Here is a 23,797-nt window from a genome sequence, read left to right as displayed (position 1 = left end):
CGGACCACCACTCACAGCCCTGTCCGAACCATGTACCAGTGTCCTGTGTGCGGCCCTGCCCCAAGCGGTAGACGAGAACGACATACCTACTGGTTCCACTACAAACAGGTCACGCACCCTCGACAGACAGATGTGAGAGGGGTCACCCTGTCATTCATCCACGCGGGGAGGCATGGATGGGCAGGAGCCGCAGAACACTTCCGGAGGAGCTTCTGCTGCTGGCGTTGGACCCGGCCACGGGTACCACTGCGCAGCCGCAGTCGCTCGACCTCGGTCTGGCCGGAGCACAGCTAGTGGAGCTGGCGCTGGCCGGACGGATAGCCCCTGACGGGGATCGTATCGCCGTGGTCGTACCACGGCCGACAGGAGATCCGACTTTGGACTGCGCGTTGGAGTTGCTGCGAAGGCGCGGCGCCCCGGTGCGTGCGGTCCACTGGATCGGCGGACCCCGGCTGGGGCTCCGTCAGACGTACCTCTCGCACCTGGAGCGCTGCGGCATGGTCCATGCCGTGGAGGGCCAGATGTGCGGGGTACTGCCGACCACGCGCTACCAGGCGACGGACAACGCCATCAGCCGGGAGATCAGGGCCCGGCTGGACTCCGCGATCCGGACCGGCGTACCGCCGGACCCGCGGACGGCGGCGCTCGCCGCGCTGGCGCACGCGGTCGGACTGGGCAAGCACCTGTACCCGGGGAACGAGGGACGCTCGTCCCGCTCCCGGCTGCGGGACCTGATCAGGCACGACCCGATGGGCGGCCTCGTGGCGCACGCCGTGATGGACGTCCAGAACGGCGTGGCGGCCCAGCCGCGCCGCAGCCCGGCACCAGGACCGGGCCGCCAGCCCGGACCCGGCGCCAGGCCAGCTCCGGAACCAGCCCGTGGTGTTCCGGCGCAGCCGCGCCGCGGGATGGCGCGCGCCGTGGCTCACTGAGCCGCAGTCCCACGGCACGCACCGCACCCCAACAGACCCGGTTCGGGAGCCGCAGCGGTCCGCGCGGGGTGGCGGGACAGGACGTGTGAGAACGCGTCAGGTCCCGCCACCCCGCGCGGTCGCGTCCCGCCGGGTCCCGTCGCGTCCCGGAACTGGCGTGTACCCGCCGCATATCGATGGTTCTCCAGCGGTAAGAAGCACCTTGGTGGCAGTCTGCTCAACAGCAGATACGCAAAGTGGCAAATCGAGGCCCGCAGCCGGAGGTGCACGTCCCGTGGCGTCCAATGTCAATCCCACCGTCAGGCGTCGCCGACTGGGCCAGGAGCTGCGCAGGCTGCGCGAACTGAAGGGCATGACGGCCGAGGAGGTCGCCGAGCGCCTGCTGGTGTCCCAGTCGAAGATCAGCCGCCTGGAGAACGGCCGCCGCAGCATCAGCCAGCGCGACGTGCGCGACCTGTGCGGGGTCTACGAGGTGGAGGACCACCGGATCGTCGACTCGCTGATGCAGATGGCGAAGGATTCCCGCCAGCAGGGCTGGTGGCACTCGTTCGGGGACATCCCGTACAGCGTCTACATCGGCCTGGAGACGGACGCCGCGAGCCTGCGCGTGTACGACCCCCAGGTGGTGCCGGGCCTGCTCCAGACCCGTACCTACGCCGAGGCGCTCATCACGGGCGCGCTGGCGGAGGCGACCCCGGCGGACATCGAGAAGCGGGTCCAGGTGCGGATGCGTCGGCAGGAACGCATCACCGCGCCGGAGAACCCGTTGCGGCTGTGGGCGGTGGTCGACGAGGCGGCGGTGCGCCGGGAGGTCGGCAACAAGCAGGTGATGATCGAGCAACTGGAGTACCTGCTGGAGGCGTCCCAGTTGCCGCACGTGACGGTGCAGCTCATGCCGTTCGCGATGGGCGCGCACCCGGGGGTCAGCGGGCAGTACGCGATCCTGGAGTTCCCGGACGCGGCCGATTCGAGCGTGGTCTACATCGAGGGCGTGACCAGCGACCTTTATCTGGAAAAGGCGCAGGACGTCCAGAAATACGCCGTGATGTACGAGCATCTGCGGGCACAGGCCCTCAATGTCGACCAGACCCGGGAATTCATCTCGAACGTGGCGAAAGACTACGCGCGCTGAGAGAAGCGCCGCACGGTACACGATCGCCCGGCGGAGATGGAAGACCCTCCTGGAATATGCCATCCAGTCGAGTGAATAGTCGCTCCGCATCCCGGTGTTGGCGAGTAGCGTCGATCACGCCAATTGAGCACGAAGGTTGGCGCGATCCAAGCAGTCAGCAAGCACTCAGCAAGCACTCGGTAAGCAACTCAGCAAGTCAGCAACTGGCAACTGGAGCGAACATGGCGATCAAGCAGGGCGCGACGGACACGTGGGTCAAGTCCTCGTACTCGCAGGGCAACGGCGCGTGCGTCGAGGTCAAGTCCCCGGTCCGGCAGTCGATGGCCGTCCGGGACTCGAAGGTCCCCGCGGGCCCCGCCATCGGCTTCCCGGCCGACGCGTGGAACGCCTTCGTGGCCTCGGTCAAGTCGTAACGAGAACCGTCCACCCACCACCACACAACGCACCACCGACGAGCCCTCTCGACCAGTCCGCCGTCCTAGCCGAGGGGGCTCCGTCCGTGTCCGCGGGCGTGCCGGGACGTCAGCCCAGCGCACGCTCCACGGCCGCCGTGACCTCCGCCGACTCCGGCTCGGTCTGCGGCGCGAACCGGGCGACGACCTGGCCGTCCCGCCCGATGAGGAACTTCTCGAAGTTCCAGCGCACGTCCCCGCTGTGCCCCGCCGCGTCGGCGAAGCCGGTCAGCCGGTCGTAGAGCGGATGCCTCCCCGCGCCGTTCACCTCGACCTTCTCGGTCATCGGGAACGTGACGCCGTACGTCGCCGAGCAGAACTCGGCGATCTCCTCGGCGCTGCCCGGCTCCTGCCCCATGAACTGGTTGCACGGCACGCCGAGGACGGTGAAGCCCCGCTCGGCGTACCGCTCGTGCAGCCGCTCCAGGCCCTCGTACTGCGGGGTCAGCCCGCACTTGGAGGCCACGTTCACGATGAGCACGGCCTGCCCGGCGTACTGGCCCAGGTCGGCGGGACCGCCCCGCAGGGCGCCTATCTCGGTGTCGAGTACGGATGATGCCGCGTTGCCGTCGGTGTTCGTCGTCATGGGCGGATGCTAACCGCGCCGGATGACGGCCGTGGCGGCGCGCCGGGGCCCGGCCCGAGGACGGGCGGCGACCCCGGCCCCCTCGGCCGCCGTCTCAGGCGACGACGCTGAACAGCCCCGTGCGGTCGCCCAACGCGCTGAGGGTGATCTTGCCGGGGACGCCGTCGGCGTCGGCGCCGGAGTAGCCGAGGTGGCGCTGCCACTTGGCGTAGGCGGCGACGGTGGTGGAGCCGAAGGAGCCGTCGCCCGCGAAGGTCCTGTCCAGGTAGCCCAGTTGCACGAGGGCCGCCTCGGTGAGGTTGGTGCCCGCCATGTAGGTGACGTGGCCCTGCCGGGCGCCGGGGTCGGTCTTCGCGGCGGTGACCAGCCGGGAGAGGTCCACGCGGGGCTTGGCGGCCCGGCCGCTCCTGGCGGCGGAACCCGGCTTCTTCGCGGCGGAGCCCGCCTTCTTCCCGACCGGCTCGCTGGCGAGCTGCCTGCGCACGTCGGCCCGGAAGTCGTCCATGTCGAAGCTGGGGTCGATCTTGCCGGGCTGGACCTCCTTGTGCCCGGCGACGGACTTCTCGGTCCAGCCGTGCGCCCGGCACAGCGCCGCCGCCCACAGCACGGCCTGCCGGTACTGGGCGTCGGGGTAGGGGTCCTTGCCGTTGCCGAGGTTCTCGATCTCCAGGCCGTACAGCAGGTCGTTGCCGTCGGCGTTGGCGTCGTTGTCGTGGGGGAGCGCCTTCTCGGCGCGCAGGGCGTTCATGACGTCGAGGTCGACGGCCCCGGCGTGGTTGGCGCGGCCGTGGCCCAGCAGCCACAGACCCGCGGTCTTGCCGAGCCAGGCGTGGCAGAGCGGTCCGGGGAGGTCGGCTCTGCCGTTGAAGCACAGCTCGCGGTCGTTGTGCCCGGCGGTGTGGTGGATCAGCACGCCGATCACGGGCCCGAACTTCCGGCCGGTCGCGGCGTCCCGGTTGTGGGTGCGCCACCCCTCGTGCTCGTGGACGGTGAGGCCCTCGGCCTTCAGCACGGAAAGCGTCTTCGCGGCGGACAGCGGGGTCGCCATGGCTGCGTTCCCTTCGGAGCGGTGGAGCGTCACGTGAGGTGCTGGCGCGGGTGGGATTGAGGTGGAACGACCGCCGGTTGAATCACGGACGACGTTCCGCAGGGGTACAGCTTGGCGGAACACCGAGTCCGGGCGGGCCGGAATCCCCGGCTTCGGATGACGGCGGCGGGGCTCGCGGGGGTGCCCGGGTGGTGCGGGGGTGGTGAAGGGCTGGTGAGGGGGTGGGCGTGGGGCCGGGGCGGGCCACGGGGCGGCGGCCGTACCGGACGCCCCCGTACCGCCGTACCCCCTACGGCTCAGGTGCCGTGCGGAGCCATCCGTACGCGTCCGGACGAGCCGCCGTCACCGGAGTGGGTGGCCAGCCATACGCCGCGCACCAGGGACCAGGCCACCAGCGACGCCACCACGGGCACGCCGAACAGCATGGTCAGTCCGGCGCCGATGTTGGCGCCGATCACCCCGGCGGTCAGCACCCGGTACCCGACGCCGACGACCACGCCGGTCACCATCAGCGGCCCGAGCACCTGCCACCACCGCACGTCCAGCCGCCCGGCGCGCGAGGCCCGCACGAGGAGGGCGGCGGCCAGCCCGCCGACGAGCAGCGCGGCGGCGCCGAGCAGGGCGGCGGGGCCGTCGGCGATGTCCAGTGGGCGGTAGGCGTAGTCGAGTTCGGCGGGCGCGAAGCCCTCGGCGTCCTGCTGGCCCATCAGGCCCCAGGCGGCGACTGGTACGGCGGCCACCAGCGCGCTGGCGGCGGTCAGGAGCGTTCCCCGTGTGGTCATGCGTCCAGGGTGTCCGGGCGGCCCGGCGACGGCATGAGTCCGCGTACTCAGGTGCTACTCAACGGCGGCCACGGTCCCCGTTGCTATTCAACGGCGGCCACGGTCCCCCGTGTCGCGTCCTCCGCCAGCCAGCGGGCCACCGCCGCCGAGATCGGCAGCCCGCTCTCCAGCTCCACGAACCCGAACTGGCCCCCCTGGTTGCACTCCAGGAACCACCACACCCCGTCCAGGTCCTCGGCGAAGTCGAAGGCCGCGTAGGCGAGTTGGGCGCGGGCGACGTACTCCCGCACCGACGCGCCGATGCGCTCGGGCACGGCGACCGGTTCCCAGAGGTGCCCGGTGTCGCCGTAGCGGCCGTCGATCTGGTCCGGTTCCGCGGTCTTGCGGGCGGCGAACAGCTCGGTGCCGACGCAGGTCAGCCGGATGTCGGCGCGCTTGGGTATGTACCGCTGGAGCAGCGCGGGCCCGGCCGCTACGGCGGTGAAGTCGGCGTCCGGCCCGATGAGCGTGGTCGGCAGCACCAGCGCGGGCCCGGGTCCGCCGCGCGGCGGTCCCGAGGCGGCCTTCACCACCACCTTCCGGTGCTCCTCGGCGAACTCGCGGGCCAGCCGCGGGGCGGTGGTGAACACGGTCGGCGGCACGGCGAACCCGCTGTGGTGGGCGACCCGCAACTGCCACGGCTTCAGCCGCGCCTGTTCGGCACTGCGCGGGTGGTTCATCCAGCGGGCGGGGGAGGAGTGCAGCATCCCGAACAGCGCCTGCCGGGTCTCGGCGGTCAGCCAGGGGGACGCGTGCGCCGCGTGCGCGGCGGGTTCGCCGGGGCGGCGCATCCACACGGAGCGCAGGGCGCCCACGCACACCGTGCGGCCGTGGACCGACAGGTGCCCGTGGACGTCGCCGTCGCGGTACTCGACGGAGAGCGCGGCCTTGCCCGGCAGGTCGGCCGGGTCGAGGCGCAGCACGGAGGCGCCCGCCGTGTGCAGCTGGGCCACCACCATGTCGGCGGTCACGTCCTCGTCGGACGTGAGGATCAGTACGGTCATGGTCCGGGTGACGGGGTCTCAGTCGTCGAAGTGGGTCTGTGACCCGGCGGTGGACGCCGTCGTCCCGGCCGCCAGCAGCAGCGCGGTGTCGCTGATCGCCGGTCGGCCGTCGGGCAGCACGTTCAACTGCCGCGCCGCGTCGAACCGGTACGGCGGGACCGCGTCCGTCGGCGCCCCGGGGGAGGCGTACTGGAGGGTGAACGGCCGCACTCGGGACCTCCAAGGGGTCTGCGGGCTCTGCTGGTTCGGCTTCGGGTACATCACTTCTGCATCAACTGCACCAGGGGTGCTCATGATTCCCACACCCCACACATCGCAGGGCCCGGGGAAAGTGTCACCAGTCACACCCGAAGGGTTGACGTGTTCCTGGCGCGGTGGCTTCATGGGAGCGCTCCCATGAGCTGCTCGCATCGAACCGTCGAACGCACGGCCATCACCGTTCCATTGCACGGCTGTCCCCACCCCCTCCCCCACTGGAGCCGCTGTGAGAACACGAAGGAGCAAGATCCGTACGATCGGCAGGACCCGCACGGTCCCCGGCGCCACGCCCCTCCTGACGGCGCTGACCGCGCTGCTCGCCCTCCTCCTCGGCGCCCTCGCCCCCACCGCCCAGGCCGCCGAACCTCCCCGGGCCCAGGCGGCGGCGACCGGCCTGCACATCTCCAACGGCCGCCTGCTCGAAGGCAACGGCAACGATTTCGTGATGCGCGGCGTCAACCACGCCCACACCTGGTACCCCGGCGAGACCCAGTCCCTGGCCGACGTGAAGGCGCTCGGCGCCAACACCGTCCGGGTCGTCCTCTCCGACGGCCACCGCTGGAGCCGCAACAGCGCCGCCGACGTGGCCGCCGTCATCGCGGACTGCAAGGCCAACCGGCTGATCTGCGTCCTGGAGGTGCACGACACCACCGGCTACGGCGAGGACGCCGCCGCCGGGACCCTGGACCACGCCTCCGACTACTGGATCAGCCTCAAGGACGTCCTCGCCGGTCAGGAGGACTACGTCATCGTCAACATCGGCAACGAGCCCTGGGGCAACACCAACCCGGCGGGCTGGACCGCCCCCACCGTCGCCGCCGTGCGGAAGCTGCGCGACGCCGGTTTCCAGCACACGATCATGGTCGACGCGCCCAACTGGGGCCAGGACTGGCAGGGCGTCATGCGCGCCAACGCGCAGACCGTCTACGACGCCGACCCGACCGGCAACCTGATCTTCTCCATCCACATGTACAGCGTCTTCGACACCGCGCAGGAGATCACCGACTACCTGAACGCCTTCGTCGCCGCCCGCCTGCCCCTCCTCATCGGCGAGTTCGGCGGCCCCGCCGACCAGTGGGGCGACCCCGACGAGGACACCATGATGGCGACCGCCGAACAGCTCGACCTCGGCTACCTCGCCTGGTCCTGGAGCGGCAACACCGACCCGATCCTCGACCTCGCCATCGACTTCGACCCGAGCCGCCTCAGCAGTTGGGGCGAGCGGGTCTTCCACGGCGCCAACGGCATCGCCCAGACGTCGAAGGAGGCCACGGTCTACGGCACCGGCAACCCCGGTGACACCCAGGCCCCCACCGCCCCCGGCACCCCGGCGGCCTCCGCGGTGACGGCCACCTCGGCGACGCTCACCTGGCCCGCGGCCACCGACAACGTTGCCGTGACGGGCTACGACGTGGTCCGCGTCGGCGCCAGCTCGGAGACGGTCCTGGCCTCCGCCACCGGGACGTCGGTCACCCTGACCGGCCTGACCCCGGCCACGTCGTACACCCTGGCCGTCTACGCCCGGGACGCCGCGGGCAACCGCTCCCCGCGCTCGGCCACGGTGACCGTCACCACGGACCGCGACCCCGGCACCCCGGGGGCGTCCTGCGCCGTCACCTACCGGGTGGTGGGCGAGTGGCCGGGCGGCTTCCAGGCCGACCTGGTCGTCCGCAACACCGGCACGACGGCGCTCAACGGCTGGACCCTCACCTTCGCCTTCCCGAACGCCCAGACCATCACCAACATGTGGGGCGGTACGCCGGTCCAGTCCGGCCAGTCGGTGACGGTCACGCCCGCGTCGTACACGAGGACGATCCCGGCGGGCGGCTCCGTCCAGCTCGGCTTCACCGGCACGAAGACGACGACGAACGCCTCCCCGTCGACGTTCGCCCTGAACGGCACGACCTGCGCGGCTGGCTGACGCGCCGGCGGGACGTCTGGTCGTCTCCCTGCCCCGCTCCCGGAGGGCGGGACAGGGGGACGACGCCCCCATGAACGCCGTCGGCACCGCGGGCCGCGAGGGCCTCAGCGCCCGCTGGTCAGCAGCAGCGGGGTGGGCAGCCCGGTCGGCCCCCAGTCGTTCCCGGCGACGGTGAGCCCGCGGGGAGTCCAGGTCAGCCCGGCGAGGGACCGGTAGCTGTCGGCCGTACCACCGCTCGGCACACCGGGGTCGGACCACCGTCCGTCGCGCAGCCGCAGCACGTAGGGCGTGCCGTCCGCCTGGCGACCGGTGACGGCCACCCCGTCCGGCGCCAGGGCCAGGTCGGTCACACGCCCGGCGCTCGCCGGGGCCTTGACCTGCCGCCAGGAGCGGCCGTTCCAGTGCGCGAGGAGGGCGTGCCCCCGGTCCTCGTCGTCGTTCAGCTTGCGCCCCGCGGCCCAGACGTCGCCGCTCCCGCGCGCCTCCACGTCCATCAGCTCCCCGTTGACCCCGTCGTACGGCACGGGAACACGGGACCAACGACCGCCCGCGTACCGCAGCATCACGGGCTGGTCCGCGGCGTCGTACCCGGAGACCCACACGTCGTCGGCGCCGACGGCGGTGACGGAGTTCACCATCAGCGAGGCGGCGTCCGGCAGGGCGACCAGCCGCCACGCGTCGCCGTCCCAGTGCTGTACGACGGCTTCGAAGTGCGTCTCCTGGATCGTCCCGCCGGGCTTGTCCGGGTCGGGGACCTCGCTGTCGACGACGGTGATCCAGCCGACGGCCCAGGCGTCGCCGACGGCACGGACGGACACGTCGAGCAGCCCGGCGTCGGTGAACCGCACCCCGTCGGGCACCGGGGCGCCGACCACCGACCATCCGGTGCCGTCCCAGTGCTGGGTGTGGATCGCGCCGGACTGTGGCTCGTAGTCCCCGACGGCCCAGGCGTCGTCCCGCGCGCTGGCGGCCACGGAGTTGATCCGGTTGTCGCTGTTGGTCCACCCCCGCATCGGTATCCGCCGCCAGCCGCCCGAGTCCCCGTCCCGGGCGAGCAGCAGCGGCGTGGTGACGCGCGCCTTGCCGTCCTGGGCGACGCTGACGCCGTACGCCCAGGTGGTGTCGGCGTCGACGGGCGTGACGCCGTACAACTGGGCGTCGCCCACGGCGGTCAGGTCGGCGGCGCGCCAGCGGCCGTCGGCGTGCGCGGTGCCGGAGGACAGCGCGAGGGCGACGAAGGCGGCCCCCGCCAGCACTCGTACTCGTGCTCGTACTCGTGCTCGTGCTCGTCTGCTCATACTCAACTCTCCTGTTGGCCTCGGTCGGGATGCCCGCACTGGTCCCAGTGCGGTGGGGAGGCCGGAAGGTTGCGGACGACATGAGGACGGGGGGCCGCAACCCGGAGGGGGGTCCGGCGCACTGGAGGAGTGGGACGGTCCGCACCGGCGGTCCGGGAGAAGGGGGCGGGGTGGCACCCGGCGATGAGGCCAATGAGACCCATGAGACCCATGAGACCCATGAGATCCATGAGACCCATGAGGCTGATGAGGCCCATGAGGGCAAGGGGGGCGATGAGGACGCGCTGCACGACTTCGTCCGCGACAGACGCCTGGCGCTGTTCCGGAGCGCCTACCTGATGTGCGGCAACCGCGACGAGGCGGAGGACCTGGTCCAGACGACGCTGGTGAAGGTCGTCCTGGGCTGGCGGCGCCTGAAGCGGCTGGACAGCGTGGAGGCGTACGCGCGCAAGACGCTGTTCCACACGTTCATCGCGGGCAAGCGGCGTTTCTGGCGGCGTGAGCAGGCGTACGGCGAGCTGCCGGAACTGCCCGTTCCGGAGCCCGACTCGGAGACGGGACTGGTCGTGCGGGCGGCACTGGCCCGCCTCACGCCACGGCAGCGGGCGGTGCTGGTGCTGCGGTACTGGGAGGACCAGAGCGTCGAGGCGACCGCCGCGCTGCTCGGTATGCGGGAGAACACGGTGAAGAGCCACACGGCGCGGGGCCTGGCGGCGCTGCGCGCCGAGATGGGAAGGGAACTCGTATGACCGACGCGACGCCCGACGCGACGCCGGACGCGACTGCCGACGCGACTGCCAACTTGACGGCCGACTCGACGCCCGACTCGACGCCCGACTCCCTGGCCGACGAGGCGCGCGACCTGCTCGCGAAAGCCGCTGAGACGACCGGGGCCCCGTCGTTCGACGCGGGCACGGTGTTCGCGAAGGCGGCGCGGATACGCCGACGTCGCCGCCGTACGTTCCTGGCGGGCGCGGCGCTGACGGCGGCGACGGTGGGCGCCCTGCTGACGCTGCCCGACGGGACACCGGCCCAGACCACGGCGGCGCCGCCCGCCCCCACGCACACGCGGCTGACGGGCGGCTCGGGCCGGGAGGAGAAGCTGGCCGAACTGCTTCCCGCGGGCACGGGGAGGGTGGCGGAGGTGTCCCTGCCGCTGCTGCTCAAGAACGCGGACCTGGACGCCGTGGCCCCGGACGGCCCCGAGGGGGGCCCTCTGGACGGCGGTTACGCCATCCACCGGGACGGCGGTGTCGGCTACCTCACGATCAGCGTCCGCGACGGCGCGTCCCTGGACGCCAAGCTCCCCGACGCGCGCCTGTGCACACCGGCCGACACCGACCCGGCGCACAGGGACTGCGTCCGCGAGCGCACCTCCGGCGGCGGCACCCTGACGATCTGGCGCCAGCCCGAAGACCCCGAGCAGGAGTCCACCCCCACCTGGGGCGAGGAACTCAAGGGCGTCCTGACCCTCCCGGACGGCCGCACCCTCCTGGTCCGCGACAGCACGGGCTACCGGGGCGAGAACGCACTCGGCCCCATGCTGCCGACCCCACCCCTGGCCCGGGAACAGCTCCGCGCGCTGATGCTGCGACCGGAGCTGGTGACGCCGAAGTAGCGCCGAGCGGTCGAACGGCCGCGAAGGTCTCACCGCCCTGTGTCGGCGGGAGGACGCTGGCGGATGGGCCGCGCCTCCAGCACGGGGGCGAACCCGAACGTCGGCACCAGGCCGGGATCGTTGAACGCCGTGATACGGGCGACACGGTCCCCGACGACGGTCAGGACCTGGACCCCGTACGCCTCGTACCGCCCGCCGTCGCCTGCGTACTGATAGGCCACGACGGCGGGTTGGCCGTTGGCGAGGGTGGGCACCATGCGCCACCGTTCCCTGTGCAGGACGCGGGCGGCCAGGAACCCGATGACGGCCCGGCGCCCGGTGAACCAGGTCGGCGTCGGCGGCATCTCCATCTCCACGTCGAGGCGCAACAGTTCGACCAGCGCGTCGGTGTCGGCGCGGGTGAAGGCGTCGACGTAGCGGTCGAGGAGGGCGCGCCGGGTCGCCTCGCCAGGATCGGCCAGGTCGTCCTGGACCGGTCCGGCCTCGGCCATGCGAGCGCGGGCGCGGCGCAGCGCGCTGTCGACGGCGGCGGGCGTGGTGCCGAGGATCTCGGCGACCTCGGCCGTCGGGAACGCCAGCACGTCGCGCAGCGTGAGGACGGCGCGCTGCCGGGCGGGCAGGTACTGGAGCGCGGCGACGAACGCGAGCCGCACCCCCGTCCTGCCGCCCACGATGGCCGCCGGGTCGCCGGAGCCGAACAGCGCGTCGGGCGCGGGCTGCAGCCAGGGCACCGACGGCTCGCGTCCAGCGATGGCCACCCGGTGATCGTCGGCGGGCGCGCCGAGACCGGAGGGAAGGGGACGCCGGGCCCCTGCCTCCAGGGCGGTCAGACAAACCCTGGTGGCGATGGTGTACAGCCACCGCCGGACCGACGACCGGCCCTCGAACTGCTCGAAGGCCCGCCAGGCCCGCACGTAGGTGTCCTGCACCAGGTCCTCGGCGTCGTGGATCGACCCGACGATCCGGTAGCAGTGCGCGACCAGTTCGGCCCGGTACGGTTCGGTGCTGGCGGCGAACTCGGCTGTGACGCCCGGCGTCATCGTGGCGACTCCTCTCAGGTACGGCCCTGTCAGCTCGCTGGGCTCAGTCAACCGGCCGCAGCCCGGCGGCACCGGTGACCTGGTACTCCGTGGCACTGCCCGAGTCCTGGACGACTTCGACGACACACTTGGCGACCTGCTCGGCGGTAAGGATCGGCTGCTCCCGCCCCTTGATGAACGTCTCCCGGTCGACACCCTGACTCGCGGCATAGCCATCGACCGCGACCGAACCGACGTGGCCTTCGGGGGTCATGTTCGGCAGCAGCGTGTGGAACCGGATGCCGAGCCCGGCGGCCTGCGAGACCCCGACCGCGTACCCGTTCAGATACCGGATGGCGGCCTTGGCACTGGCGTACCCACCGCTGAGCGGCGACCCGGCCAGGGCGGCCCCACTCGACATCGACACCACCACGCTGCCCGGCGCCAGCGGCTCCCGCAGGGCGGCCCGGGTCCAGGCGAAGACATGCCGGGTGTCGGAGTGCCAGTGCCGACTGAACGTCTCCCAGGTCTGCTCCTGCACGGGCGCCATGTGCGGCGCGGCCCCGGCGTTGAGCACGAGCACGCCAGGCCGGTACTCCCTGATCACCTCCTCAGCAAGCACCTCATCGGCGGCATCGGCGGCAAGGGGCACGAACCCCTCCCCGAGCCCGTCACGCACGGCACGCAGCTCCCCCTCATCGCGGGCGATACCGACAACGCGCACGCCCTGCCCAACGAGCGCGGCGGCAATCGCCCGCCCAAAGCCACGGCTGGCACCGGTGACGACGGCGGTGGAGAAGGAAACAGACATCGGACACTCCGGGGGTGGTCGGTGTTCGGACTCGGTCCGTATTCAGACCAGCGCCGAAAGCAAAAAGCGTCGCTGCTCCCGCGACGGGGTGTGTGACGTGAGTCACGGCCGGATGGGGCACTTGCCGATCGCGGTCGCGTCGGCGCCGTACCGGTCCGCGAGAGCGGCGACGAGGAACAGACCCCGGCCGCTCTCGCTGTACGGCTCCGGGCAGGTGTCGTAGACCTCGATGCGCAGAGCGTGTTCGTCAGACTGCACGGTGAGCGAAACCGGCCCAGCGTCGTGCTGTCACGAGTTGCCTCCTGGTTCGGTGCGGCTACTCCATGTAACCGCCGCTGGAGCAGGGGAGACCACGCCGAATGCACGTCTTGCATGACCGAGTGGTGCCACGGCGTAGCACCGGGTGCTACCGTGGTCGGTATGAGCGTTCAGCCCGAAATCACCCAGCGGGATCTGCGTAGTCGGTCCCGGGAGATCATGGACGCCATTCAGGGCGGTCAGTCGTTCACCGTCACCCGTGACGGACAGCCGATCGGTCAGCTCGTCCCCTTGCGGCGACGCCGTCGGTTCGTCTCCCGTCGAGAGTTCGCCGCGATGTCCCGGACCGCACCCGACATCGCCCTCGACGCGTTCCGCACCGACCAGGACGCCACGGCCGACACCTACCTGAATGATCCCTATGCCCGCTGACCGTGCGACGTACGAGCAAGGGCTCCTCGACACCAACATCATGATTCTTCGCCGGTGGGTGGCCCCCGAGGAGCTGCCGGACGAAATGGCGATCACCGCCATCACCCTGGCCGAGCTGTCCGCCGGTCCGCACGAGGTTCGTCGCAACGACGAGCAGAGCGGCTACGACGAACACACCGAACGTGCCCGCAGGCTCGATGTCCTGCAACGCGCCGAAAACGAGTTCGACCCCATCCCCTTCGATGCCGAAGCGGCACGTATCTACGGCCGTATCTGCGCGGCGGTGATCAGCGCCGGCCGCAAGCCGCGCCGTCGGGTGGCCGACCTGATGATCGCTGCCATCGCCGTGGCCGAGGACCTTCCCCTCTTCACCACCAACCCCGACGACTTCGAAGGGCTTGACGACCTCCTCACCGTCGTACCGGTCACCCGCCCCACGGTGCCCCACGGGAGCTGATGCGTCACAGCCCGTGGAGAACGCGCCGGGTCCGGCAGCTTGCGGTGAGGCGGTGGAGTACGACCAGGAGCATGTCGACGCGCGGCTGACCAGCGATCCCGGGCGGGCGGTCTATGCCCTCCACACCGAACTCGGCCTGTCCCAGGCTGAATTGGCACGAGCGGGCCGGGTTGACGCGGCTCCAGGTGTCCCGGATGGAGGGTGGCGCCACCGTGCCGACCCACCCGCTGCGGCGACGCCTGGCCAAGGCACGGGACGGCTCACTGATGGTGGCCATGGAGGAAGATGACGCCCACGTCATCTTCCCCCCGCGCGCTGCCTGGGATTCGAGTTGCCAAAGGCCCCGGACCACGATCGGTCCGGGGCGGCTTCCCTGGTGCCCCCGGCAGGATTCGAACCTGCGACACCCGCTTTAGGAGAAAGGTCACCTTTGGAGCTGGTGGGACTGGAGCGGCCTCACCAGGAAGGACTCCGGAGAGGCGCCTTCACGGGCCGCCATACCGGATCTGACCTGCACGAACGAGTTCCCGGCTGGTCCCACGCTGTCCCGGCCGGTCCCTGGCTGTACCAAGCACTACGTCCCCAATCTGTCCCCGCCGGGACCTCCTGTCCCCGCACTGTCCCCACTTAGAACTCCTAACGAAATGATCTTCAAGGTGGTTAGATCACTCCAGACCGATGATCTGGAGGTGTGGGGTGGCTCGGCGGAAGTCGTGGGATGCCGATGACGAGCTGTGGGCGGTGATCGAGCCGTTGTTGCCCAAGGTGGAGCGTCGGGCTCGGCACCCAGGGCGCAAGCGGCATCCGGACCGGCTGGTGTTCCAGGGGATCCTGTTCGTGCTGCACACCGGGATCGCCTGGGAACACCTTCCGCAGGAACTCGGCTTCGGCTCCGGCATGACCTGCTGGCGTCGCCTGGCCGAATGGACCGAGGCGGGGGTGTGGCCACGGCTGCACGAGGTTCTCCTCGCCGAGCTCCGCGGCGCGAATGCCCTGGACTTCTCCCGCGCGGCGGTCGACGGCTCCCACATCCGCGCGTTAAAGGGGGCCCCAAGACGGGACGAAGCCCTGTCGACCGGGGCAGGGCGGGCAGCAAACATCACCTGATCACCGACGCGACCGGCATCCCACTCGCCGCCACTCTGACCGGCGGCAATCGCAACGACGTCACCCAGCTGATCCCGCTGCTCCAGGCCGTACCACCAGTGCGGGGCAAGCGCGGCCGGCCCCGGCGCCGCCCTGATGTGGTGCTGGCCGACCGCGGCTACGACCACGACAAGTACCGCCGCCGGCTCTGGGACCTCGGCGTGAAGCCGCAGATCGCCCGCCGCAGCACCGAGCACGGCTCCGGCCTCGGCATCCAACGCTGGGTTGTCGAGCGAGCGTTCGCCCACCTGCACTGGTTCCGCCGCCTGCGCATCCGCTGGGAGATACGCGATGACATCCACGAAGCCTTCCTCAGCCTCGCTTGCAGCATCCTCTGCTGGCGACGGCTGAAGAAGCTCCGGGCGCGTTAGCTTTCGTTGCCCTGGGCAGCACTGAAGCCGCGATCTTGGATCACCGGGAAGACTTGCTGTGTGGTGGTGATCCAGGCGTCGATGTCAGCATGGGACGACCTGATGGCGCTGATCAGCGCCTCGATCACGTCCAGCTTCGGAGTGCCGACGTTTAGGCTGAGCTCGACCATCGACACCTCTTGGTACGACATGACCAGCTGCCACCAGAACCGCATGAGGTAGCGGCATTCCTGAGGGTCACGGTCGTCAGCGAGGCGATCATGAATGACCCTCTGGACGCGCTGCCGCTGCTCATCGTCACGAAAGCCGTTGTTGAGGTCAGTCAGGGTCACGTCCGGACAGTAGCAACCGCGTTCGTTCGCGTCCCCTGAGTTAGCTCTCAGGTCCGCGTAGAGAATTCCGTTAGGGGTTCTTAGTCCCCATCGGGGTCGGCTGATGTGCTCGGGCGCCCAGGGGCGTACAACGGGGCACGTCGGGTCGTTTCTTGCGAACTCGTGAGCACCGCTCGGCCTTCGCGGGCGAGTACGCATCACATCGGTGGAGTACCTGACACTCACGTGGGTGGCTTCGTCAGCGTGAAACGGCCCAGTGGGATTCGGCCCCACTTGGCGATCTTTCGGGCATGATCTGTCAATGGAATTTGGCCCCACCCAAGTCGCCGGGCATGCTGATCCGACATGCCGGGCCCGACGCGCGGGCATGGCGACGGGGCGGGAGGATGACGTTGATCGTCTGGGTGAACGGTGCTTCGGCAGCGGGAAGACCACCCTGGTGGACGAGTTGCGTCCGCGCTGGTCCGAGGCACTCGTCTATGACCCGGAGATGGTCGGCTATGTGCTGCGGGAGATCGTGCAGGTGCCGACCGGCGACTTCCAGGATCTCAGGCTGTGGCGTCGGCAGGTCGCCGACCTGGCGGTGGGTCTGGTCGAGGAGTACCGCCGCCCGGTTCTGGTCCCCATGACCTTGGTCAACCCCGGGTATGTCGGTGAGATCTTCGACGCGTTGAAGGACGCGGGCATCACCGTCCACCACTTCTTCCTCAAGGTCTCCCGAGAGGTCCTGGAAAAGCGGATCGACGGACGGAGCTTCACCCCGGACGACCCTGAGCAGGACGAGCGGGTCCGACGCTGGTGCAGGGACAGGATCGAACCATGCATGGCCGCGGCCGACACCCTGCCCAGCGACACGGTGTTCCTGGACGGCGAACTGTCGCCGCAGGAGCTGGCCGACCAGGTACTGAACCGTGTCGGCGTGGGCCCTGGCCGGTAGGGCACGGTGTGGTGGTGGCGGTGATGGCCTGCGGTTATCCGCCGTCTTGATGGGTCTTGGCATGGTGCGGAGCAAGGTGCCGAGCTGACCGCGTTGCGCGAGGCGCGGGCGAGGTACCGCCGGAGTGCAGGGCCTCGGCCGGCGGAGTAGGCGGCTTGTGTCATGGTGACGCACGCACTGCTGTGTGCCATTTGCCTACTTCACGCACGGAGCTGATCCGGCCATTTTTGGGGCGGAGAGGCAGAGGGGGATGACGTTTCCCGCTGGCTATGCGTCTCCATCCACATTCACGTGATCAGGGCGGAGCGCTGAACGAGCTTCTGACCTCAGATGACTGGAAGCCCGGTGCCGCGAGGTCGGCAGTGGTGACCATGGTGGTAGCCCGTGAGCCTCGGCTTTCAGCTCGCACACGAATTGAAAGCGCGCCAACTAGCTGGGGCAACCTCAGCTGGACCCATCAGTCAGACGGACGCGTTGATCTGTTCGTTCCTCAACAGAACGCCGCCATCGGTTCGATGCCTCGCGAGGACCCTCCCGAGTTCAGCCAATGTCTCTTCGTCTAGTAGTGAAGGATTCGTCTCAAGCATCAACCTGATGCTGTCACCAAGCTGAGGCGTGAGCGCTCCCACGGCGCTCAACTCCAAAGGGTCATTCTCATCCTTAATCTGAACATTACGCAGAATTCGCATCTGCTCTTCACTGAATAGCCTAGCCATCAGCGCCGCAACAAAACGTTCCCACGCTTCTGTGCTGCTCATACTTGCTCGGTAATCTTCGCCAATAGCGGCCACTTCTTGCGGGGTCTGTGCAGGTGCAGATTCCGTCAAAGTGGTCGACGCGGTTGGTGCGGCTTGACTGTCAGACTTGCGGGCTTGCGCCAGTCTGATACGCGCGGACTTCATGTACGGAAGTGCCTGATCGTTCCACCATCTCTTGAGGTGTGGCGCGGCCTTCTCCGCAGCCTTGATGGCGCCAAGAAGAACCAGGGCGCCGAGCAGCTTATCGAGTTCCGAGCGCTCCGGCGAATCTGCTTCGTTCTCATCGTCGGGAATGAACGTGGCATGGCCAACGAGGCGCCCTTGGCTGTCGTATAGATTCTGATGGAGGCCACCATCTTTGGTCTGCCCAGGAGTCAGTTCATCAGAATATTCAAGGCGGCCTCTAAGACTAGCCATTTGCCACTCTCCCCCCACGGGTGTGCACGACAGATGCCCCCGACCCGGCCTTCCGGCTCGCATGCACACGCTGCCGTTCGGCGAACGAGGCGAGCCCACCGGGAGCCATGCTCCAACTGTACTTGCGACCATCGACGCTTCCGTATGGATTGGGTGCGTACGGCTCCCATGGACGACTACTGGGGAGGACCTCGCGGGTGGGCCTGCGGTCCACGGCGGGCTGCTTCTCTTCGAAGAGATCAAGCTATGTGGTGGCAGTCCTTGGACTGCGCAACGTCTGGAGGGTGCGGGGTGATGCGCAGATCACCCCGCACCCGTGGATGCTGATCAGTTGCGCGTCATAGGTTCAGTCAGCTGCGAGTTCCGTGGCCCCTGGGTGCGTTCGACTTGACCGTCTTGGTGGCCGTCTCCGTGTTGCGCTCTGACGGTGGTGTCGGCTATTTCTTCTTCGACTCGGGCTTGTCCTTGGCAGGCTGGGCCTTCTTGATCGTGCGGCGCGGGCTCCTCGTCGGTTCCGTGGTTTTCGCGGTGACCTTCTCCGGCTCAGACTGGTCCGCAGCTTGTGCGGGTGCGCTGCCGTGAGCCGCGGCGGTGGCGGTCTGAGGCTTCTCCGCCGCTGCTGTAAGGCGAGACGGCTTCTTCGGGAAGGCGCGCAGCGGCTGGCGCTTGCCGTCGAAGGTAGGGAGGAGCCGGGTGCGAATGTTCCGTGCGGTGGTTGCGGCGGGAGGGTTGTTCGTGAAGCAGACCCCGACGTTGTAGCGGATGCCCGGGGTGAGGTGCTTGAGGCTGTTCGCGTACGTCTCCGCGTCTCCGTCGTTGTTGAACTCGCGGGGCGGCACATCGAGGGCCCACGTCTGGACGGCTGCGCCTCGCCAGATGTGCTTGATACCGATGCGACGACCGTCGGGGTGGGCGAGGAACGCCGACAGGCCCGGATGGGGCTTGCTTTCGGTGTCGACGGTCCAGCCGTCACCGAGTCCTGCTGCCCGCCCGGAGGACTCTGGCGTGGATCTCCAGCCCATCACCTACTCCGAGTCCGCCACCGCCGACCGCCCCTGGCTGGCATCGGTCCACGGACTCGACACCCCGCTCACCATCACCCTCGACACGAGCCTGTTCACACAGGGCACCCACTACACACCGCCGGGCCTTGCCCAGCCCCGCAACGTCATGCACGCCGGCATCCCCCTCGGCCGCGTCACCGCCGCCGGCCTGTACGGCCCCTGGGACAAGGACGCCACCGACGGCCGCGCCACCTTCACCGGCGTACTCCTCGCCGATGTGCCCTTCGCCCCCGGCAGCAGCCGCGCCGGCGCGGCCCTGCTGTGGCACGGCGTCATCGCCGCCGCCCACATCCCCGGCGGCCTGGACGTCTCCACCATCACCGCCTCGACCGCACAGATCCACTTCATCTGAGCCAACTGCCCCGCTGAGGACCCCACCCCCATGCTCGAAACCCTGCTGCGCGACATCGACGCGGCCGACCTCAACGCCTTCGCCCGCACCATGCAGACGCCGGCCGACTTCGAGCTGACCCGCACGGTCATGCCCGAACGCCGCCTGAACTCCGTCAAGTTCCGCATCAAGAGCAGCAAGCGCCGCGTCAACGCCGCCAAGTTCCGCGCCTACGACGCCCAGACCGCCGTCGCCCGCCGCCAGGCCGAGAAGATCATCACCGAGGGCATGCTGCCCCCGCTCGGCCAGAAGCTGATCGTCGGCGAACTGGAACAGATCCTCCTCGACACCGCCCGCGGCGCCGACTCCTCCGAGTTCGTCGAGCTCCTCTACGACGACATCGAGCGCCACGTCGAGTCCATCCACAACCGCATGGAGCTCGCCGCCGGCGACCTCCTCCTCCTCCTCGACGGCAAGTTCACCCTCAACGGCGAGAACGGCCTGACGTTGGAAGCCGACTTCGACGTCCCGGCCGCCAACATGCCCACAGCCCCGAAGCCCTGGTCCGACCCGACGAGCGACCCCATCGCCGACGAACTGCGCTGGATCGAATACCTGCGCTCCATCGGCGCCCCGCTCCCTGCCCGAGTGCTGACCTCGTACAAGGCGCGCGCGACGCTGGCAGCCAACGACGCCTACCGCGCCGCGTACTACGGCAGCGTCAACGGCTCCACCACCCCCACCGCGGTCCTCGCCCCCAACGAGGTGGAGGTGGTCCGCGCTCGCTACAACCTCCCCCCGATCACCGTCTACGACGTCCAGATCTCCGTCGACGACACCTACCAGCGCGTCATCCCCGAGGACCGCTGGATCCTCCTCCCGCCCAACCCCGAGTCGTGGGCGGAGACCCAGTACGGAATCACCGCCGAGTCCCTGGTCCTGTCCTCCGGCACCAAGCCGGCCATCAGACGGGAGGACGCCCCGGGCATCGTCATCACCGCCGACTACCAGGACGACCCGGTGCAGGTCTGGACGAAGGGCGCCGCCGTCGCCATGCCGGTCATGTACGTGCCTGACATCTACATCACCGCGAAGGTTCTCTGATGCCTCCTACTCGCACCCTCGCCGCCGCGGTCTTCGTCACGGACCCCAAGACGCACGAGACTCTGCTCCTCCAACCGGGCACAGAGATCAACGAGTCGGCAATCGCCGAGCAGATCACTCACCCGGACGCATGGGTACGGGAGCCATCCCGCAGATCTCGCACAACCAAGGGTGAAGCATCGTGAATCTGTCCGACGCCGAGTATGCGTATCTCCGCTCCGAGCTCGGTGAAGCCGACCGCGCGGATCTCGACGTCCGGTATCACCGCCTCGGCTCCCTACGAGCCGTGGCCGTCGAGGTTCTCCGCGAACGCAAGGCTGCTCTCATCTCTGATCCCCTGGACGTGACGGTCCAGGGGATCGCCACCGTCAACATGGCCGAGAACCTCAAGGCTCTGGAGCGTCAGATCGCTGATCTTGCCGATTCGGGTCGCTCGACGCCCACTGATGTCCTCCCTGCACCGCTATCCCGGCGCCCTGGGCGATGAACTCGTCGACTCCGGCGCAGTTCTATCGATGGCAAAACCTCGAGCTTCCTCCACGTAAACGTTCTCTGTCTAACCTGACACGCCCAGTGCATCGTGTTCAAAGCGGTGCTCACCGAAACGCTGGAACAGGCGCTACAGTGGCCATCACTGGGCGTCTGACGCGCCCTCAGCAGGGGGTAGGCACTGCTCCCGCCCGATAGGGCGGGGGCGTTACTCGGGGATTGGACGGGGGGCGTATGGAACGAGTGGAGGAGTCCGCAACGTCCCCCGTGGCAGCCATTGCTAGGCGTACGACCGCGCGGGCTCGCGAATCTGCCGCCCTCGCCGTTGCTCACCAGACGGTGGCCATTGCTGCGGACAGTCGTGAGAAGCTGGTGATCCTTCTCGGAGTCGAGTCGCCGCCCTCTATCGATGTCCGCCCCTACTGTTCGACGCACCGAGCTCGACGCGCGCTCACAGTGAATGGCTTGTGGAACAGCCGGACGCTGCTGGATTGCACGATCCCTCAGCTGCTCGAGTTGCAGAATTGCGGACCCCGCAGTGTAGAAGAGATTCTGGCAGGGCTACTCATTGCTCTAGCGTCGCCCGTGATTCAGCAGCAACTCCCGATCAACGACGAGGAGATAGGGATTCCTTCCCCGAGCACCAAGAAAACGGTGACGCCGCTGACTGCCCAGGGCTTCTTGACTGCCATCCGTGGACGGAGGTTCGTGAAGTGACTGATCTCCGCGGCGTGGTTCTGGATGACAGCTACCGCAGCAGCTACAACGACGTGGTACGAGACTTCTATCTGCCTTGCTTGAGGGTGGCAACCCGGTACGACAGGGCTGTTGGCTACTTCACGAGCGGATCGCTAGCTGTCGTCGCCGAGGGAGTGGAGGCTCTTGAGCGAGCAGGCGGAAACATCCGCCTAATCGCTAGTCCAAACCTTCGCGCGGAAGACGTTGAGCAAATCAATCGCGGGTACGCACTGCGTTCCGTTGCAGAGGGCGCAGTTCTCCGTGAAATGGAGAGCATCTCACTCCTCTCCGGAGAAAAACTTGACCGCATTGGTCTTCTCGCCCGGCTAATCGCTAATGGCAATCTAGACATCAAGATTGCCTTGATGAGGTCGAGCCGAGGCGCCGGCATCTATCACGAGAAAATTGGCGTAATCACCGACGCGTACGGGAATCAGGTAGCCTTCACTGGATCACTCAACGAGACTGCAGCTGCGTTCCTGGACAACTTCGAATCAATCCAGGTCTTCCGATCTTGGGAGGAAGCCGACGCTCGCCGATCTTCGAGGATTCAGCGAGACTTCGAGGACTTGTGGACAGGAAGGACGCCGGCTCTAGAAGTGTTTTTCTTCCCTGAAGCCGCGCGGCGGAAGCTTATCGAGATCGGTGTTCAGCGTGGTTTCATCGGCGCAAGCCCACGAAACCCTGTAGAGGGCTGGCCAACTCTTCCCGAAAGCATTGCCCTGCGGGATTACCAGAAGAAAGCCGTGGAAGCCTGGCTGGAGTCGGGTGGGCGGGGCATCTTCGAGATGGCTACCGGAACCGGCAAGACCATCACAGCACTTGCTGCCGCAGATCAACTCGGGCGCCAACTCCGCGTGGTAGGGAGCTCACTGGTAACGATCGTGGTCGTGCCGCTACTCGCGCTAGCCGATCAGTGGTCCAGCCAGTTGCGGGAATTTGGCGTTGTTCCCATTCAATGCAGGGAGGCATGGCGAAGTTGGGAGCCTTCCGTTCGCGACGCCCTTGCAGCTCTAGTGATCGGCGAGCCACGAAATCTTGTGCTTGTCGTAACCAACACAACGTTCGTTACGGATCGATTCCAGGAGCTCATTCGACGGGTGCCCTGTCCTCTCTTCATCCTTGCGGATGAGGTTCACAATCTCGGGTCCGAGAGAATGCGTAGCCTGCTCCCTGAAAAGGCGGAGTTCCGGCTTGGACTTTCAGCAACTCCCGATCGGCATCTGGATCCGGATGGGACAGAGGCGCTCACCGAGTACTTCGGTGATGTGCTAATTGAGCTCGGCATCAAAGAGGCGATCTCCCTAGGAGCACTGACGCCATACCGTTACTACCCTGTCCTTGTTCCTCTGAATGAGGACGAAGCGGAGCTTTACAGCGATCTAACCAAGGAAATCGGTCGTCTCTACGCCCGACAAGCAAACGGAGCTGACGTCGAAGAGCGTCTCGGGCAGGTGCTGCTGAAACGCGCCAATGTTCTTGGACACGCTGAAGGAAAGATCCCCGCTCTCCGAGAGGAACTGGGTAAGCGTCAAACTGAGCCATACCAGCTGATCTATTGCGCGACAGGTAGTCGCCCAACTCTTCAAGGAACATCGGGCATCCGTCAACTAGACGAGGCGATCGCTGTCTCAGGCAGTGAACTCCGAATCCCGACACATCCTTATACCGCAGAGGAAGACTCTAAGACACGCCGCGATCTACTAAAGGACTTCGCATCCGGATCAGGCATCCGGGTGCTGGCATCGATGCGTTGTCTTGATGAGGGTGTTGATCTACCCGACGCGCGCATTGCGTACATGCTCGCCAGTAGCAGTAATCCGCGGCAGTTCATTCAACGCAGAGGAAGGGTGCTCCGCAAAGCGGAGGGAAAGAAGCGCGCGGACATTGTCGACTTCGTCGCAGTGCCACCAGGCTCGCAAGAACTGTTTGAGCTCGAGAGAAGGCTGTTTAGGCGAGAGCTTGAAAGGTGCATCGAGTTCGCGCGCTATGCAGACAATCAAGGGTATGCGTTGTCATGCTTGAGGGACCTTCGCGAACATTACGAATTGATGGATGTCTAG

The 23,797-nt window shown here is 68.2% G+C and carries 25 protein-coding genes and 1 pseudogene; 14 read left to right on the top strand and 12 right to left on the bottom strand.

Going from position 1 to position 23,797, the window contains the following annotated elements; all coding sequences use genetic code 11:
- Nucleotides 1–176: 176 nt before the first annotated feature.
- From ACFQZ6_RS15615 to ACFQZ6_RS15605, 3 genes are all read left to right on the top strand, one after another.
- A complete protein-coding gene (locus ACFQZ6_RS15615) occupies nt 177–932 on the top strand; it encodes a GOLPH3/VPS74 family protein (protein ID WP_381609033.1) in 756 nt (251 codons plus the stop codon).
- A gap of 274 nt (nt 933–1,206) precedes the next feature.
- Nucleotides 1,207–2,064: a helix-turn-helix domain-containing protein gene (locus ACFQZ6_RS15610; protein ID WP_381609030.1), complete on the top strand. Its 858-nt coding sequence runs from the start codon at nt 1,207–1,209 to the stop codon at nt 2,062–2,064.
- A gap of 221 nt (nt 2,065–2,285) precedes the next feature.
- Entirely contained in the window at nt 2,286–2,477 is a 192-nt protein-coding gene (locus tag ACFQZ6_RS15605; RefSeq protein WP_381609027.1) for a DUF397 domain-containing protein, read from the top strand.
- Nucleotides 2,478–2,586: 109 nt separating this feature from the next.
- On the opposite strand, the gene ACFQZ6_RS15600 is transcribed toward ACFQZ6_RS15605, so the two are convergent.
- The 5 genes from ACFQZ6_RS15600 to tgmA form a co-directional block, all read right to left on the bottom strand.
- On the bottom strand, nt 2,587–3,102 hold the full coding sequence (locus tag ACFQZ6_RS15600) for a glutathione peroxidase (RefSeq protein WP_381609023.1): 516 nt from the start codon (nt 3,100–3,102) through the stop codon (nt 2,587–2,589).
- Nucleotides 3,103–3,196: 94 nt separating this feature from the next.
- Entirely contained in the window at nt 3,197–4,150 is a 954-nt protein-coding gene (locus tag ACFQZ6_RS15595; protein ID WP_381609019.1) for an N-acetylmuramoyl-L-alanine amidase, read from the bottom strand.
- Between the two features lie 296 nt (nt 4,151–4,446).
- A complete protein-coding gene (locus ACFQZ6_RS15590; protein WP_381609015.1) occupies nt 4,447–4,932 on the bottom strand; it encodes a hypothetical protein in 486 nt (161 codons plus the stop codon).
- An 83-nt stretch (nt 4,933–5,015) separates the two neighbouring features.
- Nucleotides 5,016–5,975, bottom strand: a complete 960-nt coding sequence (tgmB, locus tag ACFQZ6_RS15585) for an ATP-grasp ribosomal peptide maturase (protein WP_381609012.1) — start codon at nt 5,973–5,975, stop codon at nt 5,016–5,018.
- Between the two features lie 18 nt (nt 5,976–5,993).
- Nucleotides 5,994–6,185 (bottom strand): putative ATP-grasp-modified RiPP, encoded by a 192-nt coding sequence (gene tgmA, locus ACFQZ6_RS15580; protein WP_381609010.1) that lies wholly within the window; start codon nt 6,183–6,185, stop codon nt 5,994–5,996.
- Between the two features lie 295 nt (nt 6,186–6,480).
- On the opposite strand from tgmA, the gene ACFQZ6_RS15575 reads away from it, so the two are divergent.
- Nucleotides 6,481–8,154 carry a cellulase family glycosylhydrolase gene (locus tag ACFQZ6_RS15575; protein ID WP_381618333.1) on the top strand — a complete coding sequence of 558 codons (1,674 nt, stop codon included), beginning with the start codon at nt 6,481–6,483 and terminating at the stop codon, nt 8,152–8,154.
- Between the two features lie 104 nt (nt 8,155–8,258).
- Here the strand turns inward: ACFQZ6_RS15575 and ACFQZ6_RS15570 are convergent, their stop codons facing one another.
- Nucleotides 8,259–9,410, bottom strand: coding sequence for a hypothetical protein (locus ACFQZ6_RS15570; protein WP_381609007.1), 1,152 nt, complete (start codon nt 9,408–9,410; stop codon nt 8,259–8,261).
- A gap of 266 nt (nt 9,411–9,676) precedes the next feature.
- On the opposite strand from ACFQZ6_RS15570, the gene ACFQZ6_RS15565 reads away from it, so the two are divergent.
- The gene (locus ACFQZ6_RS15565; protein ID WP_381618330.1) at nt 9,677–10,201 is read left to right on the top strand and encodes a SigE family RNA polymerase sigma factor; all 525 of its coding nucleotides are present in this window, start codon (nt 9,677–9,679) and stop codon (nt 10,199–10,201) included.
- Nucleotides 10,198–11,070: a hypothetical protein gene (locus ACFQZ6_RS15560; protein ID WP_381609004.1), complete on the top strand. Its 873-nt coding sequence runs from the start codon at nt 10,198–10,200 to the stop codon at nt 11,068–11,070. The genes ACFQZ6_RS15565 and ACFQZ6_RS15560 overlap by 4 nt, the downstream gene beginning before the upstream one ends.
- Nucleotides 11,071–11,099: 29 nt before the next feature.
- Here the strand turns inward: ACFQZ6_RS15560 and ACFQZ6_RS15555 are convergent, their stop codons facing one another.
- From ACFQZ6_RS15555 to ACFQZ6_RS15545, 3 genes are all read right to left on the bottom strand, one after another.
- Nucleotides 11,100–12,110, bottom strand: a complete 1,011-nt coding sequence (locus ACFQZ6_RS15555; protein ID WP_381609001.1) for a sigma-70 family RNA polymerase sigma factor — start codon at nt 12,108–12,110, stop codon at nt 11,100–11,102.
- Between the two features lie 43 nt (nt 12,111–12,153).
- Nucleotides 12,154–12,900 carry an SDR family oxidoreductase gene (locus ACFQZ6_RS15550; RefSeq protein ID WP_381608999.1) on the bottom strand — a complete coding sequence of 249 codons (747 nt, stop codon included), beginning with the start codon at nt 12,898–12,900 and terminating at the stop codon, nt 12,154–12,156.
- Nucleotides 12,901–13,002: 102 nt separating this feature from the next.
- Nucleotides 13,003–13,158, bottom strand: coding sequence for an ATP-binding protein (locus tag ACFQZ6_RS15545; protein ID WP_381608996.1), 156 nt, complete (start codon nt 13,156–13,158; stop codon nt 13,003–13,005).
- Nucleotides 13,159–13,320: 162 nt separating this feature from the next.
- Here ACFQZ6_RS15545 and ACFQZ6_RS15540 point away from each other — a divergent pair, with 162 nt between their 5' ends.
- The 3 genes from ACFQZ6_RS15540 to ACFQZ6_RS15530 all read left to right on the top strand — a co-directional run bounded on the left by ACFQZ6_RS15540 (nt 13,321) and on the right by ACFQZ6_RS15530 (nt 15,564).
- Nucleotides 13,321–13,590, top strand: coding sequence for a type II toxin-antitoxin system Phd/YefM family antitoxin (locus ACFQZ6_RS15540; RefSeq protein WP_381608994.1), 270 nt, complete (start codon nt 13,321–13,323; stop codon nt 13,588–13,590).
- The gene (locus ACFQZ6_RS15535) at nt 13,580–14,047 is read left to right on the top strand and encodes a type II toxin-antitoxin system VapC family toxin (RefSeq protein WP_381608991.1); all 468 of its coding nucleotides are present in this window, start codon (nt 13,580–13,582) and stop codon (nt 14,045–14,047) included. Before ACFQZ6_RS15540 ends, ACFQZ6_RS15535 begins: the two co-directional genes overlap by 11 nt.
- A 678-nt stretch (nt 14,048–14,725) precedes the next feature.
- Nucleotides 14,726–15,564 (top strand): IS5 family transposase gene (locus ACFQZ6_RS15530; RefSeq protein WP_381608989.1). Its coding sequence is split into 2 segments (ribosomal slippage): nt 14,726–15,070 and nt 15,073–15,564, totalling 837 coding nucleotides; the frame shifts between segments, so codons are not numbered across the junction.
- On the opposite strand, the gene ACFQZ6_RS15525 is transcribed toward ACFQZ6_RS15530, so the two are convergent.
- Entirely contained in the window at nt 15,561–15,896 is a 336-nt protein-coding gene (locus tag ACFQZ6_RS15525) for a hypothetical protein (protein WP_381608986.1), read from the bottom strand. The genes ACFQZ6_RS15530 and ACFQZ6_RS15525 overlap by 4 nt on opposite strands.
- 392 nt (nt 15,897–16,288) lie before the next feature.
- On the opposite strand from ACFQZ6_RS15525, the pseudogene ACFQZ6_RS15520 reads away from it, so the two are divergent.
- Nucleotides 16,289–16,833, top strand: a pseudogene (locus tag ACFQZ6_RS15520) (AAA family ATPase).
- A 461-nt stretch (nt 16,834–17,294) separates the two neighbouring features.
- On the opposite strand, the gene ACFQZ6_RS15515 reads toward ACFQZ6_RS15520, so the two are convergent.
- Both ACFQZ6_RS15515 and ACFQZ6_RS15510 read right to left on the bottom strand, forming a co-directional pair.
- Entirely contained in the window at nt 17,295–18,008 is a 714-nt protein-coding gene (locus ACFQZ6_RS15515; protein ID WP_381608983.1) for a hypothetical protein, read from the bottom strand.
- A gap of 437 nt (nt 18,009–18,445) precedes the next feature.
- Entirely contained in the window at nt 18,446–19,030 is a 585-nt protein-coding gene (locus ACFQZ6_RS15510; protein ID WP_381608980.1) for a hypothetical protein, read from the bottom strand.
- On the opposite strand from ACFQZ6_RS15510, the gene ACFQZ6_RS15505 reads away from it, so the two are divergent.
- The 4 genes from ACFQZ6_RS15505 to ACFQZ6_RS15490 all read left to right on the top strand — a co-directional run bounded on the left by ACFQZ6_RS15505 (nt 19,014) and on the right by ACFQZ6_RS15490 (nt 23,797).
- Nucleotides 19,014–19,424: a head decoration protein gene (locus ACFQZ6_RS15505; RefSeq protein ID WP_381608977.1), complete on the top strand. Its 411-nt coding sequence runs from the start codon at nt 19,014–19,016 to the stop codon at nt 19,422–19,424. The genes ACFQZ6_RS15510 and ACFQZ6_RS15505 overlap by 17 nt on opposite strands.
- 30 nt (nt 19,425–19,454) lie before the next feature.
- Nucleotides 19,455–20,507: a major capsid protein gene (locus ACFQZ6_RS15500; RefSeq protein ID WP_381608974.1), complete on the top strand. Its 1,053-nt coding sequence runs from the start codon at nt 19,455–19,457 to the stop codon at nt 20,505–20,507.
- A gap of 181 nt (nt 20,508–20,688) precedes the next feature.
- On the top strand, nt 20,689–20,994 hold the full coding sequence (locus tag ACFQZ6_RS15495) for a hypothetical protein (protein ID WP_381608971.1): 306 nt from the start codon (nt 20,689–20,691) through the stop codon (nt 20,992–20,994).
- Between the two features lie 715 nt (nt 20,995–21,709).
- On the top strand, nt 21,710–23,797 hold the full coding sequence (locus tag ACFQZ6_RS15490) for a DEAD/DEAH box helicase family protein (protein WP_381608969.1): 2,088 nt from the start codon (nt 21,710–21,712) through the stop codon (nt 23,795–23,797).

The organism is Streptomyces flavalbus, assembly GCF_042674625.1.
Classification (GTDB): Bacteria; Actinomycetota; Actinomycetes; order Streptomycetales; family Streptomycetaceae; genus Streptomyces; species Streptomyces flavalbus.
Note: the sequence above shows the minus strand (reverse complement) of the source record. Positions and strands in the feature narration are given on the sequence as shown.

Excerpts from the sequence above, each read along its gene's own strand:
- ACFQZ6_RS15555 (WP_381609001.1), bottom strand. The coding sequence starts at position 12,110 with ATGACGCCGGGCGTCACAGCCGAGTTCGCCGCCAGCACCGAACCGTAC.
- ACFQZ6_RS15500 (WP_381608974.1), top strand. The coding sequence starts at position 19,455 with ATGCTCGAAACCCTGCTGCGCGACATCGACGCGGCCGACCTCAACGCC.
- ACFQZ6_RS15510 (WP_381608980.1), bottom strand. The coding sequence starts at position 19,030 with ATGGGCTGGAGATCCACGCCAGAGTCCTCCGGGCGGGCAGCAGGACTC.
- ACFQZ6_RS15590 (WP_381609015.1), bottom strand. The coding sequence starts at position 4,932 with ATGACCACACGGGGAACGCTCCTGACCGCCGCCAGCGCGCTGGTGGCC.
- tgmB (WP_381609012.1), bottom strand. The coding sequence starts at position 5,975 with ATGACCGTACTGATCCTCACGTCCGACGAGGACGTGACCGCCGACATG.
- ACFQZ6_RS15535 (WP_381608991.1), top strand. The coding sequence starts at position 13,580 with ATGCCCGCTGACCGTGCGACGTACGAGCAAGGGCTCCTCGACACCAAC.
- ACFQZ6_RS15560 (WP_381609004.1), top strand. The coding sequence starts at position 10,198 with ATGACCGACGCGACGCCCGACGCGACGCCGGACGCGACTGCCGACGCG.
- ACFQZ6_RS15550 (WP_381608999.1), bottom strand. The coding sequence starts at position 12,900 with ATGTCTGTTTCCTTCTCCACCGCCGTCGTCACCGGTGCCAGCCGTGGC.
- ACFQZ6_RS15515 (WP_381608983.1), bottom strand. The coding sequence starts at position 18,008 with ATGGCTAGTCTTAGAGGCCGCCTTGAATATTCTGATGAACTGACTCCT.
- ACFQZ6_RS15615 (WP_381609033.1), top strand. The coding sequence starts at position 177 with ATGGGCAGGAGCCGCAGAACACTTCCGGAGGAGCTTCTGCTGCTGGCG.
- ACFQZ6_RS15600 (WP_381609023.1), bottom strand. The coding sequence starts at position 3,102 with ATGACGACGAACACCGACGGCAACGCGGCATCATCCGTACTCGACACC.
- ACFQZ6_RS15595 (WP_381609019.1), bottom strand. The coding sequence starts at position 4,150 with ATGGCGACCCCGCTGTCCGCCGCGAAGACGCTTTCCGTGCTGAAGGCC.
- ACFQZ6_RS15605 (WP_381609027.1), top strand. The coding sequence starts at position 2,286 with ATGGCGATCAAGCAGGGCGCGACGGACACGTGGGTCAAGTCCTCGTAC.
- ACFQZ6_RS15540 (WP_381608994.1), top strand. The coding sequence starts at position 13,321 with ATGAGCGTTCAGCCCGAAATCACCCAGCGGGATCTGCGTAGTCGGTCC.